At 67.7% G+C, this 18,827-nt stretch carries 19 protein-coding genes and 1 pseudogene; 13 read left to right on the forward strand and 7 right to left on the reverse strand.

The annotated features are described in order from the left end of the window. Positions 1-1,197 (forward strand): low temperature requirement protein A, encoded by a 1,197-nt coding sequence (locus tag ACFZDJ_RS29420; protein WP_390939373.1) that lies wholly within the window; start codon positions 1-3, stop codon positions 1,195-1,197. Here ACFZDJ_RS29420 and ACFZDJ_RS29425 read toward each other — a convergent pair. After that, positions 1,160-1,612, reverse strand: a complete 453-nt coding sequence (locus ACFZDJ_RS29425; RefSeq protein WP_391063259.1) for a LuxR C-terminal-related transcriptional regulator — start codon at positions 1,610-1,612, stop codon at positions 1,160-1,162. The genes ACFZDJ_RS29420 and ACFZDJ_RS29425 overlap by 38 nt on opposite strands. Before the next feature lie 268 nt (positions 1,613-1,880). Between ACFZDJ_RS29425 and ACFZDJ_RS29430 the strand changes: the two genes are divergently transcribed. Together ACFZDJ_RS29430 and ACFZDJ_RS29435 are read left to right on the forward strand one after the other, a co-directional pair. Beyond that, positions 1,881-2,444: a TetR family transcriptional regulator gene (locus ACFZDJ_RS29430; protein WP_390939377.1), complete on the forward strand. Its 564-nt coding sequence runs from the start codon at positions 1,881-1,883 to the stop codon at positions 2,442-2,444. Between the two features lie 647 nt (positions 2,445-3,091). Further along, positions 3,092-5,758 (forward strand): LuxR C-terminal-related transcriptional regulator, encoded by a 2,667-nt coding sequence (locus tag ACFZDJ_RS29435; RefSeq protein ID WP_391063262.1) that lies wholly within the window; start codon positions 3,092-3,094, stop codon positions 5,756-5,758. Between the two features lie 179 nt (positions 5,759-5,937). Here the strand turns inward: ACFZDJ_RS29435 and ACFZDJ_RS29440 are convergent, their stop codons facing one another. Next, the gene (locus ACFZDJ_RS29440; RefSeq protein WP_391063264.1) at positions 5,938-6,111 is read right to left on the reverse strand and encodes a hypothetical protein; all 174 of its coding nucleotides are present in this window, start codon (positions 6,109-6,111) and stop codon (positions 5,938-5,940) included. A 74-nt stretch (positions 6,112-6,185) separates the two neighbouring features. Here ACFZDJ_RS29440 and ACFZDJ_RS29445 point away from each other — a divergent pair, with 74 nt between their 5' ends. Together ACFZDJ_RS29445 and ACFZDJ_RS29450 are read left to right on the forward strand one after the other, a co-directional pair. After that, on the forward strand, positions 6,186-6,725 hold the full coding sequence (locus tag ACFZDJ_RS29445) for a DUF308 domain-containing protein (RefSeq protein WP_391063267.1): 540 nt from the start codon (positions 6,186-6,188) through the stop codon (positions 6,723-6,725). A gap of 363 nt (positions 6,726-7,088) precedes the next feature. Next, a complete protein-coding gene (locus ACFZDJ_RS29450) occupies positions 7,089-7,307 on the forward strand; it encodes a WhiB family transcriptional regulator (protein WP_275539778.1) in 219 nt (72 codons plus the stop codon). 89 nt (positions 7,308-7,396) lie between these two features. Here the strand turns inward: ACFZDJ_RS29450 and ACFZDJ_RS29455 are convergent, their stop codons facing one another. Beyond that, complete coding sequence (locus tag ACFZDJ_RS29455) at positions 7,397-7,696, reverse strand: hypothetical protein (RefSeq protein WP_391063270.1); 300 nt, start codon at positions 7,694-7,696, stop codon at positions 7,397-7,399. A 119-nt stretch (positions 7,697-7,815) separates the two neighbouring features. On the opposite strand from ACFZDJ_RS29455, the gene ACFZDJ_RS29460 reads away from it, so the two are divergent. After that, complete coding sequence (locus ACFZDJ_RS29460) at positions 7,816-8,451, forward strand: class I SAM-dependent methyltransferase (RefSeq protein WP_390939387.1); 636 nt, start codon at positions 7,816-7,818, stop codon at positions 8,449-8,451. A gap of 698 nt (positions 8,452-9,149) precedes the next feature. Here the strand turns inward: ACFZDJ_RS29460 and ACFZDJ_RS29465 are convergent. Beyond that, positions 9,150-9,380 (reverse strand): hypothetical protein, encoded by a 231-nt coding sequence (locus tag ACFZDJ_RS29465; protein ID WP_391063273.1) that lies wholly within the window; start codon positions 9,378-9,380, stop codon positions 9,150-9,152. Here ACFZDJ_RS29465 and ACFZDJ_RS29470 point away from each other — a divergent pair. After that, complete coding sequence (locus tag ACFZDJ_RS29470; protein WP_391063276.1) at positions 9,354-10,034, forward strand: hypothetical protein; 681 nt, start codon at positions 9,354-9,356, stop codon at positions 10,032-10,034. The two genes, ACFZDJ_RS29465 and ACFZDJ_RS29470, sit on opposite strands and share 27 nt — an antisense overlap. Positions 10,035-11,266: 1,232 nt before the next feature. Further along, positions 11,267-11,893 (forward strand): hypothetical protein, encoded by a 627-nt coding sequence (locus ACFZDJ_RS29475; RefSeq protein WP_391063279.1) that lies wholly within the window; start codon positions 11,267-11,269, stop codon positions 11,891-11,893. A gap of 158 nt (positions 11,894-12,051) precedes the next feature. Here the strand turns inward: ACFZDJ_RS29475 and ACFZDJ_RS29480 are convergent, their stop codons facing one another. Beyond that, positions 12,052-12,669, reverse strand: coding sequence for a DUF6417 family protein (locus tag ACFZDJ_RS29480; protein ID WP_391063282.1), 618 nt, complete (start codon positions 12,667-12,669; stop codon positions 12,052-12,054). 171 nt (positions 12,670-12,840) lie between these two features. Between ACFZDJ_RS29480 and ACFZDJ_RS29485 the strand changes: the two are divergent. Continuing rightward, positions 12,841-13,182: pseudogene (locus ACFZDJ_RS29485) on the forward strand (transposase); the annotation flags it as partial. Positions 13,183-13,213: 31 nt separating this feature from the next. On the opposite strand, the gene ACFZDJ_RS29490 reads toward ACFZDJ_RS29485, so the two are convergent. Beyond that, positions 13,214-13,528 (reverse strand): hypothetical protein, encoded by a 315-nt coding sequence (locus ACFZDJ_RS29490; protein ID WP_391063408.1) that lies wholly within the window; start codon positions 13,526-13,528, stop codon positions 13,214-13,216. A 252-nt stretch (positions 13,529-13,780) separates the two neighbouring features. Here ACFZDJ_RS29490 and ACFZDJ_RS29495 point away from each other — a divergent pair, with 252 nt between their 5' ends. The 4 genes from ACFZDJ_RS29495 (at position 13,781) to ACFZDJ_RS29510 (ending at position 17,623) form a co-directional block, all read left to right on the forward strand. Further along, positions 13,781-14,569 carry an SAM-dependent methyltransferase gene (locus ACFZDJ_RS29495; RefSeq protein ID WP_391063285.1) on the forward strand — a complete coding sequence of 263 codons (789 nt, stop codon included), beginning with the start codon at positions 13,781-13,783 and terminating at the stop codon, positions 14,567-14,569. A 1,487-nt stretch (positions 14,570-16,056) separates the two neighbouring features. Further along, positions 16,057-16,521: a transposase family protein gene (locus ACFZDJ_RS29500; protein WP_391063393.1), complete on the forward strand. Its 465-nt coding sequence runs from the start codon at positions 16,057-16,059 to the stop codon at positions 16,519-16,521. Next, positions 16,518-16,880 carry a transposase gene (locus ACFZDJ_RS29505; protein ID WP_391063288.1) on the forward strand — a complete coding sequence of 121 codons (363 nt, stop codon included), beginning with the start codon at positions 16,518-16,520 and terminating at the stop codon, positions 16,878-16,880. The genes ACFZDJ_RS29500 and ACFZDJ_RS29505 overlap by 4 nt, the downstream gene beginning before the upstream one ends. A gap of 380 nt (positions 16,881-17,260) precedes the next feature. After that, complete coding sequence (locus tag ACFZDJ_RS29510) at positions 17,261-17,623, forward strand: transposase (protein ID WP_391063396.1); 363 nt, start codon at positions 17,261-17,263, stop codon at positions 17,621-17,623. Between the two features lie 141 nt (positions 17,624-17,764). Here ACFZDJ_RS29510 and ACFZDJ_RS29515 read toward each other — a convergent pair whose 3' ends face one another. Next, positions 17,765-18,550 (reverse strand): hypothetical protein, encoded by a 786-nt coding sequence (locus ACFZDJ_RS29515; RefSeq protein ID WP_391063291.1) that lies wholly within the window; start codon positions 18,548-18,550, stop codon positions 17,765-17,767. Between the last annotated feature and the right edge of the window lie 277 nt (positions 18,551-18,827).

Consider the following 18,827-nt stretch of genomic DNA (forward strand, 5'->3'; position numbering starts at 1 on the left):
ATGTCTGAGGCATTCGAACGCTGGGCGCGGCTGCGCCGTCTGCTGTGGCAGCCGCCGCGCCCGCATGGCGAACAGCCGCTCGAACGCGCTGTCAGCCCCCTGGAGCTCTTCTACGACCTGGTCGTGGTCGTGCTGGTCGGTGAGGCCGCCCATCACCTGTCCGCGCACCTGTCGTGGCGCGGGCTCGCGGAGTTCGCCGCGGTATTCACGCTGATCTGGATCGTCTGGCTCAACGGCAGCCTCTACCACGACCTGCACGGCCGCGAGGACGCCCGGGGCCGCACAGCGTTGCTCGTGCAGATCCTCGCCATGGTCCCGCTGGGCGCGTTCATCCCCAAGGCCAGCGGCTCGGGTGGCTTCGCCTTCTCGGTCAGCGCCGCGGTGCTGTTCGCGGTCCTCGCCCTGGTCTGGTTGTCCGCCGAGCGCGGCACAAGTGCGGAGTATCGCCGCTCCAGCCAGGTCTTCGTGGGCGGGACCATCGCTTGTGCGGCCCTGCTGGCCGCAACGGCCTCGCTGCCGGCCGACACTCGCCTCGCGGTCTGGTTCCTGCTGGATCTCCTCTATCTCGCGGGCTTGAGCGTCATGATCGGGACGGCCTCCCCCGGCCTCACCATCACGCCCGCGCTCATCGAGCGGTTCGGCCTGTTCACCATCATCGTGCTCGGCGAGACGGTGCTCGGCGTCGTCGACGGGCTGGCCCACGAGAGCGCAGACGCCCTCACGATCGCCGTCGGTCTCGTCGCGGTCATGATCGGTTTCGGCGTCTGGTGGACGTACTTCGACTTCGTCGGCCGCCGCCCGCCGCGACCGACCCGCGCGGCGACCGTCCACTGGATCATTGCCCACCTACCGCTGACCGCCGCCGTGACCGCCATGGGCGCGACCATGCCGGGCCTGGTCGAGCACGCCCACGACGGGCGCACCCCCGCCTCCATCGGGTGGCTGCTGTGTGCCGCCACAGTCGTCGCGCTCGCCGCCGCGATGGCCCTGTCGGCGAGCCTTGAGGCATGGCGCGCCGACCGTGCGCTGTATCGCCCCGTCGCCCGCGCCTGCGCCGTGGTGGGAGTCCTCTGCCTGGCACTTGCCGTCGCCCGACCGGCTCCACTGCCTCTCGGCCTTGCCCTCGTGGCCCTGCTCGGCGTTCCCTGGGGCGTCGCCGTCATCCGCCAGACGGCGAACGACACGGTCGACGAGTAGCCGCCGCATCGCCGACCGGGATCTCAGGCCCTGCCGCCAGGCAGAAGACGCAGCTCACGGCCGCCGACGGGTCGCCGACCCCGAGCTTGGCGTAGATGCTGCGAAGGTGCGTGTTGACAGTGTTCAGCGAGACCGTCACCCCGTTGGCGATCTCTTGCCGGGTCAGGTTGGTCGGCAGGTGGCGCAATACCCGCAGTTCACTCGGGCTGAGCGGCTCGGCCCGGACCTGGCCGGCGTCGGCGGGACTGGCGGAGCCATGTACGGCGTCGAGGATGTCACTGATCTGCGCACGGTGTCCGGTGTCCCACGACGGCAGCGACTCCAGCAGTCTCCAGGCACCGGGCATGGCGAACGGCAGGATCAGCCGGTCCGGCTCGGCAAGAGCGAGCGCCCGCTCGACGCCTGAGCAGAGCACCGCATGAGCTTCACCGAATGCCTCTCTCGCTACCTGATCGGCGCAGACATGACCGGCCTCAACAGCTCAGCTTTCTACCCAGGCGCTGTGAACCTTTAGCACCTCCCGATGTCTGCCGACGAACGCCGCGAGCCTTGGTCCGGCCCAGACCGCGGCATGCGAGACGCCGAGACGCCGGCACTCACCCACAAGGGACGGTCCCAAACGAGTTGACCTCTAAACAAGAAATCAGAAGCGGTATAGAATGTGCACTCGATACAGTGCGTATATGTCAGTTACCCGAGGAGACCCTCAACGCCGCGAGCAAGTTCTCGCGTCCGCGCTGATCGTTTTCGCGACCTTCGGATACCGCAAGACATCGATGGACGCGGTGGCCCAGGCCGCGGATGTTTCCCGCCCCGGCCTGTACTTCCTCTTCTCCAGCAAGGAGGAACTGTTCCGTGCGACCATGCAGCGGGAGTTGGAGCGGGCCCTGGGGGAAGTCCGCACGGTGTTGGCCACACCCGACATGGACCTTGGCGCGCGCCTGGTGGCCGCGCTCGACGCTCATCTGGGTCGGTATGTCGGTACCCACCTCAGCGAGGGTGTCGATGCCCTCCTGGAGCATGGGGCAGCAAAGCTCGACAGCATGTACGACGACTACCGGTCCGCTTTCCACGACGCACTCACTGAGGCCATCACCACCTCCGGGTGGCCTACCGGGAATGTCGTACCGCAGCACATCGCCGAGGTCCTGGCCGCCGCTGGTGAAGGGTGGAAGCACCGCGTGGCCGACCGCCCGGAATTCGTCGACAAGCTCGCCTTGGCCGTCGACGTGGTGTTGCGGCCCTAGGCCAGACGGTGTGCCGCCGATCCGTGTTGCGGACTTCGTCCCCACACGGCAGGAGCCGATCGCCGCACGAGGCGCGCCGGAAGGCGGCAGGAGGGCCGACAGCTGCTTCGGGCACCAGCCAGGCTCGGGCGTAGCCGAGGCTGACCTGCCGGGCGCCCCGGCCGACGCCGATGGGTTCCTCGCCCTTGGGCGCCGGCCCGCTCAGGTAGCCGCACCAGAGGCCAGGCCACGCCGCGGGGGCCAGCGCCGGACACCGGCCTCACATGTGCCGGGCTGCAACGGGGCCCTGGGCTCGATGAGCCCAGGGCCCCGAGGAGCCGAGCAATTGCAGGGCATGGGCATTTCCGAGCACCCGGTCGGGCCCGATCGCCGCGAGGGGGCGAGAGAGGACCAGCACCGGCCCTCGAAGCGCCGTCGAATGGCGCCCGGCACTGCTTCCCCGTCCGCTATCGGCTTCCAGCCTCACCGCGCAGTTGGCGACAGGCCATCCCTTGATCCCGGTGAGTTGCCTGATCGAATCGGCCCAAGATCACAGGGGTTGGAGGCCGCGGTGATCGCTGCATCCCAGGCGCGGTGGGACCACGAGGCTGCGCTCTCGACACACAGCGACCGGTGACGGAGTTCAGACGCGGGGAGGGAGAGGCGCGATGACCAAACGGTCAGCAACGGCGACTTCTGGTCGCTCAACAAGCCAGGGGCGGCAGGGGCTGATCGACCGTCATGGTCTCGTCAGCCTGCTGGACCAAGCCGCCCAAATGCCAGTGACGATCGTTTCCGCTCCCGCTGGCAGCGGGAAGACGTCACTGCTGCGGGTCTGGGCCAACCGGCCTGGTCAAAGCCGTCACATCGCCTTCCTGTCCGTACGGCCCGGCCAGCACGATGCCCAGCAGTTCTGGCTCGCTCTCCTGGCCGCGGTCCGGTCTGCTACCGGCACGGGCGAGGTGGAGCAGCCGGTCGCTCGTGGCTTCGACGGCAACGCCATGGTGGACCGGGTTCTCTCCGAGCTCATGGACTGGGGCAGGCCCTTCTTCCTCGTCATCGACGACCTGCACGAGCTCAGCTCTGCCGATGCTGTCGAGCAGCTCACGAGGCTCCTGATGAGTCTCCCGCCGGACGTCCACGCGATCGTGGCCACTCGACGGGATCGTTCACTGCGCCTCCACCGGCTGCGCCTTGTAGGGCAGCTGGCCGAGATCCGCGACGCACAACTGCGCTTTAGCCAGGAGGAGACGCGTGACCTCCTGGCCACCGCGGGAATTGCGCTGCCCGAAGCGGCTGCGGCGATGCTTCATCAGCGGACTGAGGGCTGGGCGGCCGGGCTACGGCTGGCGGTGCTCTCACTCGAAGGGCGAGCCGACGCAGCCCAGTTCGTCACCGAGTTCTCCGGCAGCGACCGTACGGTCGCCGAATACCTGATGGCGGAGATGCTCGACCGGCAGCCGCTGGACGTTCAGCGAATGCTGCTGCGGACTTCGTTCCTGGACCAGGTCAACGGTGAGCTGGCCGACCTGCTGAGCGGCTCCGCCGGGGCAGAGCGGATCCTGCTGGACCTGGAGGACGCCAACGCGTTCGTCGTCTCACTCGACGCCGACCGCACGTGGTTCCGTTACCACCACATGTTCGGTGACCTGCTCCGGCTCGAACTGCGCCGCACCTTCCCAGGAGACATCCCGGACCTGCACCGGATCGCCGCGCACTGGTTCACAGACCACTCGCACATCGCCGATGCCGTCCACCATCTCCAAGCCGCGGGGGACTGGAGTCAGGCGGCCGACCTGCTCACCGACCACGCCGTCAGCCTCACTCTCGACGGGCAGACCGAAACCGTGTCCGCGCTGCTGCGCGCCTTTCCCGCGCAAGCCGCCAAAGACCACCCCGGTCTGTCGTTGGTCCAAGCCATCACCGACCTCGACAGGATGTGTCTCGACGAAGCCGCCGCACACCTGGATGTCGCCCGGTCCTATGCCGCAACCACACCAGTGAACCGCCGGTCCCGACTCCGCATGGCCATCGCATCCCTGGAACTGCTGCTGGCACGCCTGCGCGGTCACTTCGATGGTGTGTCCGAACTGGTCGAAGCCCTGCCCACCAACGCCGCCAGCCAGTCGGGTGCCGAGACGGCGCTCAGCAGTGACCTGCGCGCCGTCGCCCTCCTCAACCACGGTGTCGTCAAAGCCTGGCTGCTACGGCTGGCCGACAGCGAGCAGGACCTGCTGGAGGGCGCCGCCCTGGCGAGGGACATCGGCCGCCCCTACCTGGAGGTGGCGTGCCTCTCCTACTACGGACTCGCTTCTTGCCCCCGCTCCTTCTCGCAGGCCCGTCGGCGCTGCGAGGAAGCCATCGCTCTCGCCGCTCGGCATGGCTGGGACAACAACTCGGTGATCGCGCCGGCGCAGGTGACACTCGCCGGGATACTGATCTGGACCGGCGAGTTCGACGGCGGCACACACTGGCTGAAGCGCGCCCGTAAAGCAACCGAAAGGTCAGGCGAACCCGGACTACGGGTGCTGGCCCATCTGCTCGCCGCATGCGTCCCCGCAGCGCACGGCCACCACCACGAAGCACTGGAGGAACTGGCCGCCGCCCGGCGGGTCCAGGCCCGCATGGTCGGCGAACATGCGCTGGCGATAAGAGTGATCGGCTGGACCGCCGCATGCCAGGCCCGGCTCGGCATGGTCGACCTGGCCCGCGAGACCCTCTCCGACCTCGACGAACGCCAGGCTTCGAGCGGTGAAGCCAGCAACGCCGCAGCGGTCATCAGCCTGGCCGAAAAGGACCCTGAACAAGCCCGCCATGAACTCCGGCCGGTCCTGGACGGCACAGCCCCCGTCAACCCGTACCTCACGCGGGTCGAAGCCAACCTCCTCGACGCGCTCGCCTGCCGTGACCTGGGGGATGAGCGCGCCGCACAGGCCAGCATCGAACGGGCACTGACCATCGCGGAACCAGACCGGTTGATCTTCCCGTTCGCGATGACGGGTGCGTGGCAGTTGCTGGACACCCTGGGGCCACGGGGAGAAGCACACGCCGCATTGATCGCCGACATCCTCGACATGGTCCACGACGGCACCCTGGCAGCAGCTGCCTGGGCGCCCGGCGGTCCAGCCGAGGCGCTCAGCCCGAGCGAGCTGAGGGTCCTGCGCCTCCTGCCGACGAACCTCACCAGGCCCGAGATCGCTAACGAGCTATCGGTCTCCCTCAATACCATCAACACCCACATGCGCCGCATCTACGCCAAGCTCGGCGCAACCGACCGCTCCTCGGCCGTACAGCGCAGCCGTGAACTGCGACTGCTGGCCCGAAACCGCGCCTGAAGGACAACGGGTCACCAGGAAACGCCTCGCCGACGCCAACGATGCGAATCGCCGGATTCGGGTGATGACCCGTCACACGCCCACCCGCGATCCTGGCAACGCATCGAACAGATCGGAATCGACAAGGGCCGGGAGCCGGCGCGACGGCGTCCTGCACCACCCGCGATACATCGACGACATCATCCAGTGCACGCCATCACGCTGGACCTGACTCCCGCCTTGCAGAACTGCGGTGCCGCCATCTCGGCCGCACCGAACACCTGCTCATAACCGGCGCGTCCGCCGCGCCGGTCCTTCCCAAGCCCCGGCTGCGTCTTCGCGTCCGCCGACACCGCGGCGTTGACCACCGGCACCGACCTCAGCATCCGCCTGTCGAGCTGCTTTGCCCTCGAAGGCGAGAGCCCGGACCCACCAAAGAGGAGAACGAATGCCGAAATCCTCCACAACGCTCCTGTGGCGTGGCCTGCTCAGCATCGCTCTCGGGGCCACCTCAGTCCTCTGGCCCAGCATCACCATCGGCGCGTTCGTAATTGTCTTCGCTGTCTTCGCCTTCCTTCTCAGCGCCGTGGAGTCACTGCGCGCATTCAGCAGTGATCGCGTCGGCCCTGTCCTCGGCTGGCTGTTCCTGGCACTCATCGCCTTCGGAGCAGGATGTGTCGCGCTGACCTGGCCTGGCATCACAGCACTCGCCCTCACCGTGTGCATCGGCGTCTGGGCACTGATGGCCGGCGCCGGCGAGATCGCACTGGGCCTCCTCCCCGGTATGAGGGCCGGCTATCGCGCCTTCACGACCCTGACCGGCCTGATCTCGATCATGCTGGCATTCGTGCTCTTTGCGCGCCCCGACATCGGGGCGGTCTCGCTCGCCACGGTCTTCGGTCTGTTCAGCCTCGTTCACGGGGTCTCCACTCTCGTCCTTTCCTTCCAACTGAGGTCCCGCGCCAACGTAAGCCCGAGCGCACGGTAGGCACATCGATTGTGGGCTCACACTGATCTTGTGATGATCCCGCGTCCGCTTCCTCAGGCAGTTCCTGATGCGGATTGTGATCGCTCCGTCATCGACCGGGCCAACTCTCCAGTGGCTGGAACACCTGGCGGTGATCGCGTTTCGGTTGCCGCCAGGCTGCTGGCGGATCGGTGTAAATGGGCCTGTCATGGCGCCAGCCTTTATAACGAAAGGTTTCCAGCGCGAGCCGCGCCCAGTGAGTGCATCTCCCTGCCGAACGAGAAATGACCTCCACTGTTTGATCGGGAAAGATCTACTTCCCTGGAGGGGAAAATGAGCCTAAGCAGGCACCTTGCGCCCCGCATAGATTTCTGGGACTGGCAAATGGAGGCCGCATGCCGAGGGATGGGAAGTTCTTTCTTCTATTCCCCATCTGGCGAACGGGGCCTGGACCGCCAAGCGCGGGAACAGGCAGCGACGGCCATCTGCTCCGAGTGCCCGGTACGGGAGAAGTGCGCTGATTTCGCGCTGTCAACACGACAAGAGTTCGGAGTTTGGGGCGGACTCACGGAGTCCGATCGCGAGTCGAGACGCATCAGATGACGCAAGAGCAGGACAGCGAGTACGCGTTGCACACCTTCGGCGCGATCTTCGTGGAGATCGGCTTCGACCCTGACCTCGGAATCCTGTGACTATCTGCCCCTGCCGTCGAAGGCCGGCGACGCAGCCAGCGGCTCCGCCGCCTCGTTCAGAGCACCACGGATCGCGCCGATCAGATCGAGCCGGAACAGCTGCGTTTCGGTCGGCCCACACCGAGACGAACGTGATTCGGCGCTGCTGATCCGGCTGAGCGGCCCAGAGCCGCAACACAGACGTTTCCCGCTGCCCGCAGGCGCCGAGATGATCGTCACTCGTTGCCGCGCGGCGAGATCCAGGGTCGCAACCAAGTCGTGCCGATCGACTAGCCCGACCCTGCCCGGCACATCGGCCATCGCGCTCTCTCCTGCACGCGAGCACCACAGCAATCCCAGGAGATCACCCGAATCCAGTGACGACACCTCACCAGCGCGGCCGAGACCCTGCAGGCCCGACGATTGAGGGAAGCATCATCATGACCAGTCCGCCCAAGCAAACCGATCTCACCTTGTTCCTGGGGCAGTTGCTGCATTCACCGGCCCAGCTGGGTGCAATCGCACCCAGCTCACAGCACCTGGCCCGACTGATCTGCGCACCGGTGTCAGAACGCGGCGAGCCCGTCGTGGTGGAGCTGGGTGCGGGCACCGGCCCCTTCACCGTGGAGATCCAGCGCAAGCTCGCCGGCCGCGGCCGTCACCTGGCCATCGAGGTCAACCCGCACCTGGCCGACCGCCTGCAGCAACGGTGCCCGGGCGCCGAGGTCATCCGGCAGGATGCCGCCCTCTTGCCCCTTCTGCTCGACGAACGCGGCATAGACCGCGCCGACGTCATGGTCAGCGGCCTTCCCTGGGCGCTCTTTCCATCATCCCGCCAGCAGCAGCTCATGGACGTGGCGGCTGCCAGGCTGGGACCACACGGCGTTTTCACCGCGTTCACCTACCTCCACGCCGTTCCTCTGCCCCTCGCCAAGCACTTCCGCAACCTGTTGGACGAACTGTTTGAGGAGGTTGTGCCCAGCCGAACGATCTGGCGCAACGCACCTCCGGCCTTCGTCATACATGCCCGCCGACCCCGGAGACAGGGGCAGAAGGGGACACTGGCAGCCTTATGAGGCTGGCTCATATTTGCTGCCCCGCATCCATGAGCGCGTCACCTCACCTGCCCAGGCCGGGCTTCATCTGCCGTAGGGCCCACATCCTGCGACCTCAGCCGTGCCGAGCGTGCGGGCTCCTCGGAAGTTACCGAGTATCGGCAGGTCCGCTTCCCTGAGCCGCCGTACGGAGTGTCACCAGCGAGACGCTCGCAAAATGTCGTGCTCCGTCAGAGCAGACACCGCGCCCCCCGACTCAGCGGTCGGGGCCGCGGCCTGACGAGTGTGACGGAGCATCGTTGTCGACGAGTGATCGCGCAGAAGGCGCAGGCCCAAGGGGCTGGTGGTGCATGTCGCCTGGCGAGGTTGGGAGTACGACAGTTTGCGAGTCGTGTTCATCCCCTGCTCGGCTGCTGCCGGACGCGTCGAGGTGACTCTCCCCGCCGAGCCACACCTCTTCCCCAGAGGGCAGGGTCCTGCTCGGGTGATTCCTGACCGACCCCATCGTGTGGCGGGCGCAGCTGCCGGGTCGACGGTCTGGACCCCGCAGGAAGCACGTCTTTCCTTGGACCACCAACGCCAGGCTCACGCTACTGATGGTCCATCGCAGGCCGCCCTGTCGATGAGCTTCCAGCAGGGCACAAGCGTCCGGGGCTGTGTCGCCTTCACCATTTGTCTCGCCGCCAGTAGGGCGCTCGCTGACGAGACCGTCTGCCCGGCTACAGGGCGCCGGACGCCACCGCGTGATCGCGCACGGTGCGCAGACTGAGCCGCACTCCGTTCTCGTCCTCGATGTGCCATTCGTTCATGCCTTGGCAGGTCTTGGTGCCGCGGGCAACGGCCCCGGCCTCGTCGACCCTGCCGTAGGGGGTGCCTCCGGTCGCGGCGAGGACGATGCCGCCGTTGGCGTGGATGGTGTCCCAGTGATCGGTGGAACGGTAGTTGAGCACGATCCGCGTACCGGCCTTGAGGACCTGGGCGTCCGCGCCCAGGGCGAGCACGCCCGCACCACCCCGGTCGTCGGCCTCCTCAACGGTGAGCTGCGCATCCGCTTCGAGGACAACGCCCCCGCCTCAACCGAGGGGTTGGAGGATGCGCTACGCAGCCCCCGCCACGAGGTCGCCACCGGGGTGACCATGGGGCCGGGCTTCTCCTTCGGCTCGCAACAGCTCTACGCGGCCACGACACTTCCGTCGTTCTGCCGTTTGGCTGCTTACAAGGACAAGGGCACCGGCGTCACCGGGATCGCGCAGAACGGCGACGCGCCGGCGATCCTCGGCGACGGGTCGCTGGCCTACCTCATCCACGTCCAGACCCGGCACGGTGACAGTCCAGCCGAGAAGGAGTGGGAGTTCTTCGTCCACGGCTTCGGCGAGCAGGGCCCGCAGCTCGCCGAGCAGCTGGCGGCCACGGCCCGGACCTGGGACCGCAACGTGCGCGACGGCGCCAAACCGGTCCTGACCGTGCATCCGAACGACACCCCCGATCGCCTGCTGCCCGCCGGGGACATCCTGGACAAGCCGCTGTCCCGTCTGGTGTTCCAGTGGCCGGGCCGCAACACCCTCCTCGCGGCCCCCACTGGGCGCTGTGACGAAGCAACGTAGACGGCGCTAGGCACACTTGCTGGCACCAAGACCGCTACGGTCCGAGAGGCAACAGGTCAAACGGCTGGTGCGCGTACGAACCCGACATCGGTCTGTACGCACGTGCCAACAAAACTGCCTGCTCGGCTGATTCGTTCCGAAACGCGAGTGCAACCGACGCCGACCGGCCCTCCCATGACCCACGCCCTGGATGATCCCGCGCTGTCCTGGTTCCTCAACCCGCCCCTGTCCTATGAGGAGTGCGTCCGTCGTCTCACGGCCCGCGGCACGGTCTACCGATGGGACGGGCAGGCCCGATATGAAAGCCTCGTCGCCCGGATTCACCGCAGCCTCGGCCGTCCACCGCCAGCAGGCTCTGCGGTCCCTGGGCCTCGCCGTCGCGCAAGGTCGCTCACACAACGCTGCCTGCACCCGTGCAGGAGCGGAGGGCTCTCCAACGGCATCCCAGCCTCGTCGACCGCAGAGATGACACGGCTCCGTACGACAGCAAAGCGCGCAGGCCGCCTGGCGGCAACTGCCGCCGGTCTTCGGCCCAACCGGGCCGACCGCGCACCGCCGACGCTTCATTGCGCCGGCCCCACCGGATGTGCCCTCGCCAGAGTCCAGCGTGCTCCGCCCAGACGCAGGGAGTTCAGGTGCCTAGCGGTGATCACACCACCCCTGACGCCGACCCCGGCTATGACAGCGACGTAGGCAAAGGCTGTCCCGTTGACCAAAGCCGCGAGGGTCAATGCCCACCCCGTTGGCTCTCCCAGAAAATGAGCCCTGCCCATGCAACTGACCGCGGTGGTCCTGGCCACCCACACATCGGGCGAGGCCGACCTTGCCGACATGGAGGTGCTCGCACGTCTGTGCGGCCACTCACCCCACCAGACCGAGGAACTCCTCGACCGGCTGGTGTCTCTCGCTGACTGCCTGGCACTACCTCCGGATACCGCCCACGCTTCCCGGCACCTGTCTCCCCAGGCCAGGGGCGGTTCAGCAGTGACCAGTCAGCCTCTGCGTCACACGCCTGACTCTGCCGACTGCTCACCCTGGAGGGGAGAGTGACATAACACTCGACACGAACATCCTGTTCCAGTCGTGCGTACTATCTCTAAACTGCCGCCCCCTGCTGCAGTTGTGTCCTGCGGTGATCCAGCCACAGCAGGCGGGACACCCACCTCCATCCGTTCGCGCACATGGCTCCTGCTTTCACCGCCGTGCCCGCGGACTACAGAAAGGGCCATGTCATGTCTGAAGCCAACTCCTCCCACGCCACAGAACTCACGTCGCAGTACATCGCCCTGGTGACAGGCGACCTTGATCGCAACGCCAAGGAGCAGGAACGTATCGGCCAGGAGATCGAAGCCCTGCAGGAGCAGTTGCTTGCCCTGCAGCACGATCACACCGTGCTGGTGAACATGCAGGAAGCGCTCGGTGGTCCCAGCCCGGCCCCCGGGGTGGAGGCCGCAACTGCACCGTCCGTACCTCACCAGGCCTCTGCTGAACCCAAGCACAGCAAGGGGAAGAAGGCGGCCGCCACGAGCGCGAAGAAGACGGCGTCCAAGAAGCCCGCCGCCAAGGCCTCATCCGCGAAGGCGTCCACGGCAGCGACCAAGCCGACCCTGGTCGACCTGATCCGCGGTCACCTGGAGCAGGAAGGCGAGCCGCGTTCCGCCGCCGAGATCACCACCGCGCTCACGCAGGCCCACCCCGACCGCAGCGTGAAGACCACGGTCGTGCGCACCACCCTCGAAGGACTGGTCGCCAAGAGCCACGCCCACCGCACCAAGCAGGGCTCGTCGGTCTTCTACACCACGGCAGCCACCTCGGAGCCTACTACCGCCGAGCCGCAGCAGGAGGCAGTGGCTGGCTGAGCATCCAGGAGTCCCTGGCGGCCTCTCGTGCGGCGAGGGCGCCGATGGGGCCACGCATGTCCAGCTGGACTGCAGCCCAACTGCCGGTCATCGACGTCTTCGGCCGAATGCGACAGCACCAGTCCGGCGATCGCCGCTTCGCTCGCAGGGACGATATGTCACACCGGTCGCGGGAGATCCGGCGAAGACCCGAGAGCGTTCTCCTGGCCCGGAGTGTGGACGATCCCGTACTCGCGGGCGAAACGGTTGGCCTCCCCGGCGGAGCCGGTCATCCGGTGCAGCCAGAACCCGTACGCCACCGACGCGATCTGCTCCCCCGTCAGATACAGCCGCCCCCGTTTGAGCCCGTGATCACACGAGGCCGTACGAACCTGCTCGGCCAGCCCGTCAGAGGGTGGCACCTGAAGCTCGTTGGTGAGGCCGATGAACACGCGAAGCGCCGCCATCTTCGAAGGGATCAGCTCCACCAGCCGCCGCCCCGGTCCCGCCTCGCCAGGCGGTGGCTCGGACCGTGGACGGTCCCGGGCGTAGGCGAGGGTGTCGTGGCCGTACGGGGTCAGCCGGGCCGCCCACCGCACCGGCCAGCCCTCCCAGGCTGACAGTTCCGCGCGGTCTTCCCGCCCGGCCAGCTCCACCCGGCCCGTTCTCTCAAGTGCGCTGACGCCCTGCTGCTGCGGCAAGAGGAATTCGGTGTCCAACACCCAGCCGTGCGCGGCCTCTTCCTCGCGCTCACGCAGCGCCTCCAGGACTGACAGCGCCTTCTCCCAGTTCCTCATCCCGCTCCCCCACCCGTGTCCCGTGTCTGGCTGACCAACCCCGGCCTGGCCATCGAGACACGGACCTACGGGAGGGTGCGGCGGCCGGCCACGGCTGCGCCAGGACTCGATGGCGCCGCCGAGGACTTGGAGGTCGTCTCAACTGGCTTGATCACTAGGCTGTCTGTCGTGATGGTGTGGGTGGGGCGTCTGGTTCCGGACGGGCTGTGGGAGTTGTTTCAGCGGGTGGTCCCGGCTGCTCCGGTGCGTCCGCAGGGCGGTGGTCGACGGCGGTACGGTGATCGCGAAGTGCTGGCGGCGATCCTGTTCGTGGCCACGACGGGCTGTACCTGGCGGCAACTGCCGCCGGTCTTCGGTCCGTCCGGGCCGACCGCGCACCGCCGGTTCACCGAGTGGAACCGGGCCAGGGTGTGGGGCAAGCTCCACCGCTTGGTCCTGGACGAACTGGGCGCCCGCGGGGAGTTGGACTGGTCGCGGTGCGCGATCGACTCGGTGAACATGCGGGCCCTCAAAAGGGGAGCTCGCCGTGGATGCGCCGGTAGCCTCACCCGCGATGCTCGCGGGCCAGACACAGGACGAGGGCCTGGACCGTGCGGCGGGTCGGCGATCTGCCGGGCCGCTCGCGGCGGGAGGCGTCGGCGTGGCGGCGACGCATGAGGTCACGGTGCCACCTCAGGATCGTGTCCGGGGAGACGATCAGGTGCAGTCGCCGAAGCCGGACGCGGGGCAGCCGGTGAAGGAGCGCGGCAAGGAAGGCGCGGTCCGCCGGGGTGACGCGCGGCCTGTCGATCTGCCGCTGCACGACGGCCAGCTGATGGCGCAGCGTCAATATCTCGATGTCCTTGTCCACATCACTCATCAAGAGCAGTCTTATGAGGGCGAACACGCTCGAGACAGCGAGGGAGGGCAGTCGCAGCAGCACGATCGATCAGCCTGACACGCCCCGTCCGGCGACCGTCACCGTTCACAAGAACCGGACGCCACAGGCCATGGATGGGGTTTTCGGCACCCGCACCGGCAACCGTCAACTCCCGTTACGGGCAGGCGAGATGCTGTGCCAGACTACGGTGATCGCCATCACCGCCGATCGCCTCGCGCGCTGGAGCCCGTCATGACGCCCGACATACCCATCCCCTCGCGTATCCACACGGCCATGGCACATCCCGCCAGGGTCTATGACTGGCTCCTGGGCGGCAAGGACAACTATCCCGTCGACGAGGCAGTGGGCGAGAAGCTACCGCCCGAAGCACGTGACGCGGCCCGGCAGAACCGTCAGTTCATGCACCGGGCGGCCGCCTGGCTCGCCGCACAGGGCATCGATCAGTTCCTCGACATCGGCACCGGCATCCCCACCCGGCCGAATCTGCACCAGATCGTCCAACAGATCACGCCGACGGCGAAGGTCGTCTATACCGACAACGACCCGATCGTGCTGAGGCATGCGGAAGCCCTGCTGATCAGCCATCCCGAAGGGGTCACGGACTACATCGAGGCCGATGTACGGCAGCCGGACTCCATCCTCGAACGCGCCCGTGCCGTACTGGACTTCAACCGCCCGATCGCACTGTCCTTGATCGCACTGATGCACTTCATCACGGACGAGCAAGACGCCCACGGCATCGTCCGCGGCCTGGTCGCCACCCTGCCGCCAGGCAGTCACCTCGTGCTGTCGCACGCCGCCTCCGACCTCTACCCGGAACTGGCGGAACAGGTCACCGCCGAATACGCCAAGGGCGGCATCCGCCTCGGCTTCCGCACCCGCCCGGAAGTCACCCGCTTCTTCGACGGCCTGGACCTTCTCGACCCTGGCCTGGTCACCGCCCCCGAGTGGTTCAAGACGGCCCCCGCACCCGCGCCCGAGGGCAGCGGTATCTACACCGGAGTGGCACGCATCCCCTGACAGGCCGTCACCTGCTCCTCCACCTCGCCCCCACTGGCTGGCAACCTTGCTCCGCCGGCACACAGGGTGCGGGGGAAGGCCCCTTGGTCCTCACCGAACTACTCCCTCGCGCTGGCCCTTGCCACGGCCAGATGGCGGCGAGAAGCCCCGCCCACCTGTCCCTGAACTCCTTGCCGCACTCCTGACCGAACATCTAGGCCAGCCCTACCATCCTCAGTCGCTCGGCATTGCCCCCATACGCAGTGTGCGCGTTCCTCTGGAAGAAGCCGGGTACCGGGCCCTCAAGGCGAACGCCGCGGCCGCGAACATGCCAGTCGAGGACTACGCGCGCGCTCTGATCCACTCCGCGCTGACTGCGCAAGGGGGAGTGTCTGATCCTTTGTGGGTGGGCTGATGCTGGTGGTGTGGTTTAGCGGTCGGTGATGCGGGGGCGCCGGCCTGGCGGCTGAGGTAGTGGAAGTGATCGAGGGCGTATTCGGGGTGCAGCGGGCGTCCGTCGGGGCGGTGGAAGACATGACCGCCGTGGCGGCGGTATTGGTGACAGGTCCTCTGGCGCGGGCGCGGTGTTCAAGGGCGGTGGAGGCTCTGTCTGAGAGGGCGACCCAGTTCCGGCTCGTCTTGGTCTTGGGGGTGGTCAGCACGGGGTGGTTGTTGTCGACCACGGAGAGGGCGTAGCGGATCGGGATGACGCGCTCGTCGAGGGGGACGTCATCCCAGTGCACGCCCAGGGCCTCGCCTTTGCGCAGGCCGACCTGTAGTCAGCCGCTTCTTTCGGTGCGCGACATCGTTCCATTTGCGGGGATGCGCGAAGGCTCGTCTCCGACGGATCCCGGGCGCGGAGTCGTCCGGTCACTTGCACGTATAGGGGATTGAGCAATGCTCCTCGACGATTCCGTGCGTCTGCCTGTTGCTCCGTCCGTACTGGTGACGTCACCCTTGGCCCAGATCCCGCTCGCCGCCCTCGCCGCCCCTGACCGCTACCGCAGTCCTCGCCAGCCGGGTCGGCGACAAACACGGTGTTCCCCGGCTCCGGCCGTAGGACTCCTCGTTCTCCCAGCCGGCAGCCATTTTTCGTCACTGCGTACGCAGTTCCTCCGCCGCACTCGGGCCCGAGAGGAAGGCCCGGTGCTGTCGGAGCTCGTGCACATTTTGGGACGGCCCCAGCTGCCCAGTGTCTCCCCATCCGCTGTTGAGGTGTCCACGCACCTCAATCCGAGGCGTTCCCGGCCGTCACGTGGTCTCGAATCGCGGGTCTGGCACAGATCTTGGGGAGCCGTCGCGGAGGGTGATGGCCGTGTTCGAGTGGAGCGTAGTGCGCCGGGGTGACTGCTCTTGCTGACGCGCCTGTCCTCCCATCGGAGACGCTCCGTCAGCTTAGGGTTCGGTCGTGCCGGGCGGGGGCATGCGCGCGGACGGTCGGGCATGGACCTCGAAGATCCTGGACCGCGTTGGTGTTCGCGGGCCCCGACGGTGAACTCGCGATCAAGGTGGTCCGGTCGTCCCTGGGTCTGGCGTGCCTCATCGGGTGGAGCCGGACAGCGAGTGAGGGGTGCCCGGACTGCGGACTGTGTTGCGAGCGTGTTCATGACCGCTATCAACGGCGGGTTCGTGATCTCCCTCTGGGCGGCCGGCCTGTGGTGATCACTTTGCTGATTCGCCGTTTCATCTGCGACAACATGCGTTGCGCGAGACGGACGTTCGCCGAGCGGTTTACGCGGCTGACCACTCCGTACGCTCGCTGCACGCGGCGCCTGGGCGCCTGGCTGGAGGTGATCGGGTTGGCTCTCGCCGGCCGGGCCGGTGCCCGGCTCGCGAAGTCCTTCGGGATCGCGGCAGGCCGTATGACGTTCCCGCGGCGGGTGATGAGCTGCCCGATCCTGAGCGCGGGGTGCCGCGGGTCCTTGGCGTCGATGATTTCGCCACCCGTCGCGGAGCTACGTACGCCACTGTGATCACCAACGGTGAGACGCACCAGGCCATCGATGTGCTGCCAGGCCGCGAGGCAGGGCCGCTGGCTGCCTGGCTCTCCGCGCATCCGGGCGTGGAGGTCATCTGTCGGGACCGGGCCGGGGCTCATGCGGAGGGCTCCCGGCTCGGCGCCCCGGACGCGGTCCAGGTCGCCGACCGCTTCCATCTCTGGCAGGGCCTCGGCCGGGCCGTGGAGAAGACCGTCGGCGCACACCGTTCCAGCCTGAAGGAACCGGGCCTTGCACCGACGTCTGCGGACGGCAGGGGCCTGCGGAGAGGGCGGATCCCGCCGGGCCACGAGCCGAACGTAAGCGGGTCGCGCACGGCCAGGTCCACGAGCTGATCGCCCAGGGGCACAGCCTGCGGGCGATTGCCCGGCACCTGAAATGGGGCCAGACCACGGTGTTGAGGTACGCGCACGCCGCCCGCCGGCAGGACATGATCGTCGGGATACCGCCGCGTCCGAGCAAGCTCGACCCCTACAAGCCCTATCTGCAACGCCGTTGATCAGAAGGGTTCACAAACGCCCTCGCCCTGCATCGCGAGATCACCGCACAGGGCCACCCCGACGGATACGCCTCCGTCCGCGACTACCTCGCGGCCTTCCGCCCCAAGGCCGGCACCCCGCCCCCCGCGCCGCCAACCTTCCGCCAGGTTACCGGCCGGCTCACCCGCCACCCCAGCACGCTCAGCGAAGAGGAACATCGCCACCTCAAGGCAATCCTGGCCCGATGCCCCGAGCCGGAGGCCACCCACCAGCACATCCGCGACTTCGGCGAGATCCTCACTTGCCGCCTCAGCACCCTGCTCCTCAGCACCCTGCTCCCCGACTGGATCGACGCCGTCATCGGGGACGACCTGCCCGGACTGACCGGGTTCGCCCACAGCATGCACAACGACTTCGACGCCGTCACCGCCGGCCTCACCCTGGAATGGAGCTCCGGCGGCACCGAAGGCGCCGTGAACCGCATCAAAAAGATCAAGAGGCAGCTCTACGGACGTGCCGCGCTCAGCGCCAGAGGTTTGGCCGCGCCGGCTTCCAACTCCTCCGGAAAGGCGTCCTGTTGTCGTGACGGACAGCGGTGATCCCACGACTGCGGCATATGAGTATCAGTCGGAGGCACCCATGTGATCGTCGGGCTGATCGCTTGCCATAGAAGGGGAACGTGTTGCGCGTGGTGATGGATCAGCGCCGCCCGCGGCGTGCCGTGGCCCACTCTGCCGGGGTTACTGCAGGACCCCGACCGCCCGCGCGACGATCAGCGCCAGGGTCAGCAGCGAGATCGTGGACTGTGCGGACATCAGCAGTTTCGCCCAACGGGACAGCGGCATGGTGTCGGTGGGGCTGAAGGCCGTGGCGTTGGTGAGGGCGACATAGAGGTAGTCCATGTACTGCGGCTCCCAGTCGTCGGGCGCGATGCCCTCCTGTTGCATCTGGGGGAAGAGGAAGTCCGGGTGCTGGTGCGTGCCCAGGGCGCGGACTGCCGGGCCGCCCCGGTCCCACTCCCAGTACCAGAGGCTGAAGGCGATGATGTTGGTCAGCCAGATGCCGCCGCCGGTCGTCAGCAGGGCCACGGCATTGGAACCTTCGGTGCCGTGCAGCAGGTCGCGTACCAGCATGACGGCCGACCAGCCGTTGGCGAGGCTGACCGCGGCGGCCAGCAGCAGGCCCAGTGCGCGCAGCAGGCGGGAGCGGTATTCGATCCGCCCGTGCGGATGGGCCATCCATAGCGCAGCCATCAGGACCAACTCCAGGGCGGGCAGCAGCCAGTGCGGGTGGATGCTGAGGCGTTCCGGCAGTGCCCACTGCACCCAGACGGCAAGCAGCAGCGCCGCCATCACTGCCCAACGCTGCTCGCCCTGGGTGTGCCGCTGCCACGCGGGACGCTCGGACTCGGATGCCTGCTCGGCCGGAGCGAGGAGGCCCTCGATCCGTTCCAGGCGGACATGCAGTATCTCGGTCCAGTGCTCGGGGCCAGGGTGCTGCGGGTTCGGGGTGTCATGGGTGGTCACGGGCCCATTCTCAGCAGATACTTGCTGGATTACGCAAGTCGGCAAGGATTTCGATCGCCCGGGAGTCCAAGCGCACAGCGCCTGTAACCGGCTGTCCGGCGGCAGGCAGGTGGCCGTCCTGGAACGAGGGTCCGCGGCTCGTCCGATGCCTCAGGCGCCGTCCTGCATGCGCAGTCCCGTCGCCCTGTCACCCAGCCCCGTCAGAACGAATCCAGCACACGCGAGGTCGGGAAGCGGTCCGAGCACGCGAGAATCACAGAGGACCTTCCCGGGCCGG

The sequence above is a fragment of the Streptomyces sp. NPDC007896 genome (assembly GCF_042959425.1).
In the GTDB taxonomy this organism is placed as follows: domain Bacteria; phylum Actinomycetota; class Actinomycetes; order Streptomycetales; family Streptomycetaceae; genus Streptomyces.

Coding starts and splice junctions, on each gene's coding strand:
- ACFZDJ_RS29480 (WP_391063282.1), bottom strand. CDS start 12,669: ATGAGGAACTGGGAGAAGGCGCTGTCAGTCCTGGAGGCGCTGCGTGAG.
- ACFZDJ_RS29490 (WP_391063408.1), bottom strand. CDS start 13,528: ATGAGTGATGTGGACAAGGACATCGAGATATTGACGCTGCGCCATCAG.
- ACFZDJ_RS29450 (WP_275539778.1), top strand. CDS start 7,089: ATGGAGGCCGCATGCCGAGGGATGGGAAGTTCTTTCTTCTATTCCCCA.
- ACFZDJ_RS29495 (WP_391063285.1), top strand. CDS start 13,781: ATGACGCCCGACATACCCATCCCCTCGCGTATCCACACGGCCATGGCA.
- ACFZDJ_RS29420 (WP_390939373.1), top strand. CDS start 1: ATGTCTGAGGCATTCGAACGCTGGGCGCGGCTGCGCCGTCTGCTGTGG.
- ACFZDJ_RS29455 (WP_391063270.1), bottom strand. CDS start 7,696: ATGGCCGATGTGCCGGGCAGGGTCGGGCTAGTCGATCGGCACGACTTG.
- ACFZDJ_RS29435 (WP_391063262.1), top strand. CDS start 3,092: ATGACCAAACGGTCAGCAACGGCGACTTCTGGTCGCTCAACAAGCCAG.
- ACFZDJ_RS29445 (WP_391063267.1), top strand. CDS start 6,186: ATGCCGAAATCCTCCACAACGCTCCTGTGGCGTGGCCTGCTCAGCATC.
- ACFZDJ_RS29460 (WP_390939387.1), top strand. CDS start 7,816: ATGACCAGTCCGCCCAAGCAAACCGATCTCACCTTGTTCCTGGGGCAG.
- ACFZDJ_RS29475 (WP_391063279.1), top strand. CDS start 11,267: ATGTCTGAAGCCAACTCCTCCCACGCCACAGAACTCACGTCGCAGTAC.
- ACFZDJ_RS29430 (WP_390939377.1), top strand. CDS start 1,881: ATGTCAGTTACCCGAGGAGACCCTCAACGCCGCGAGCAAGTTCTCGCG.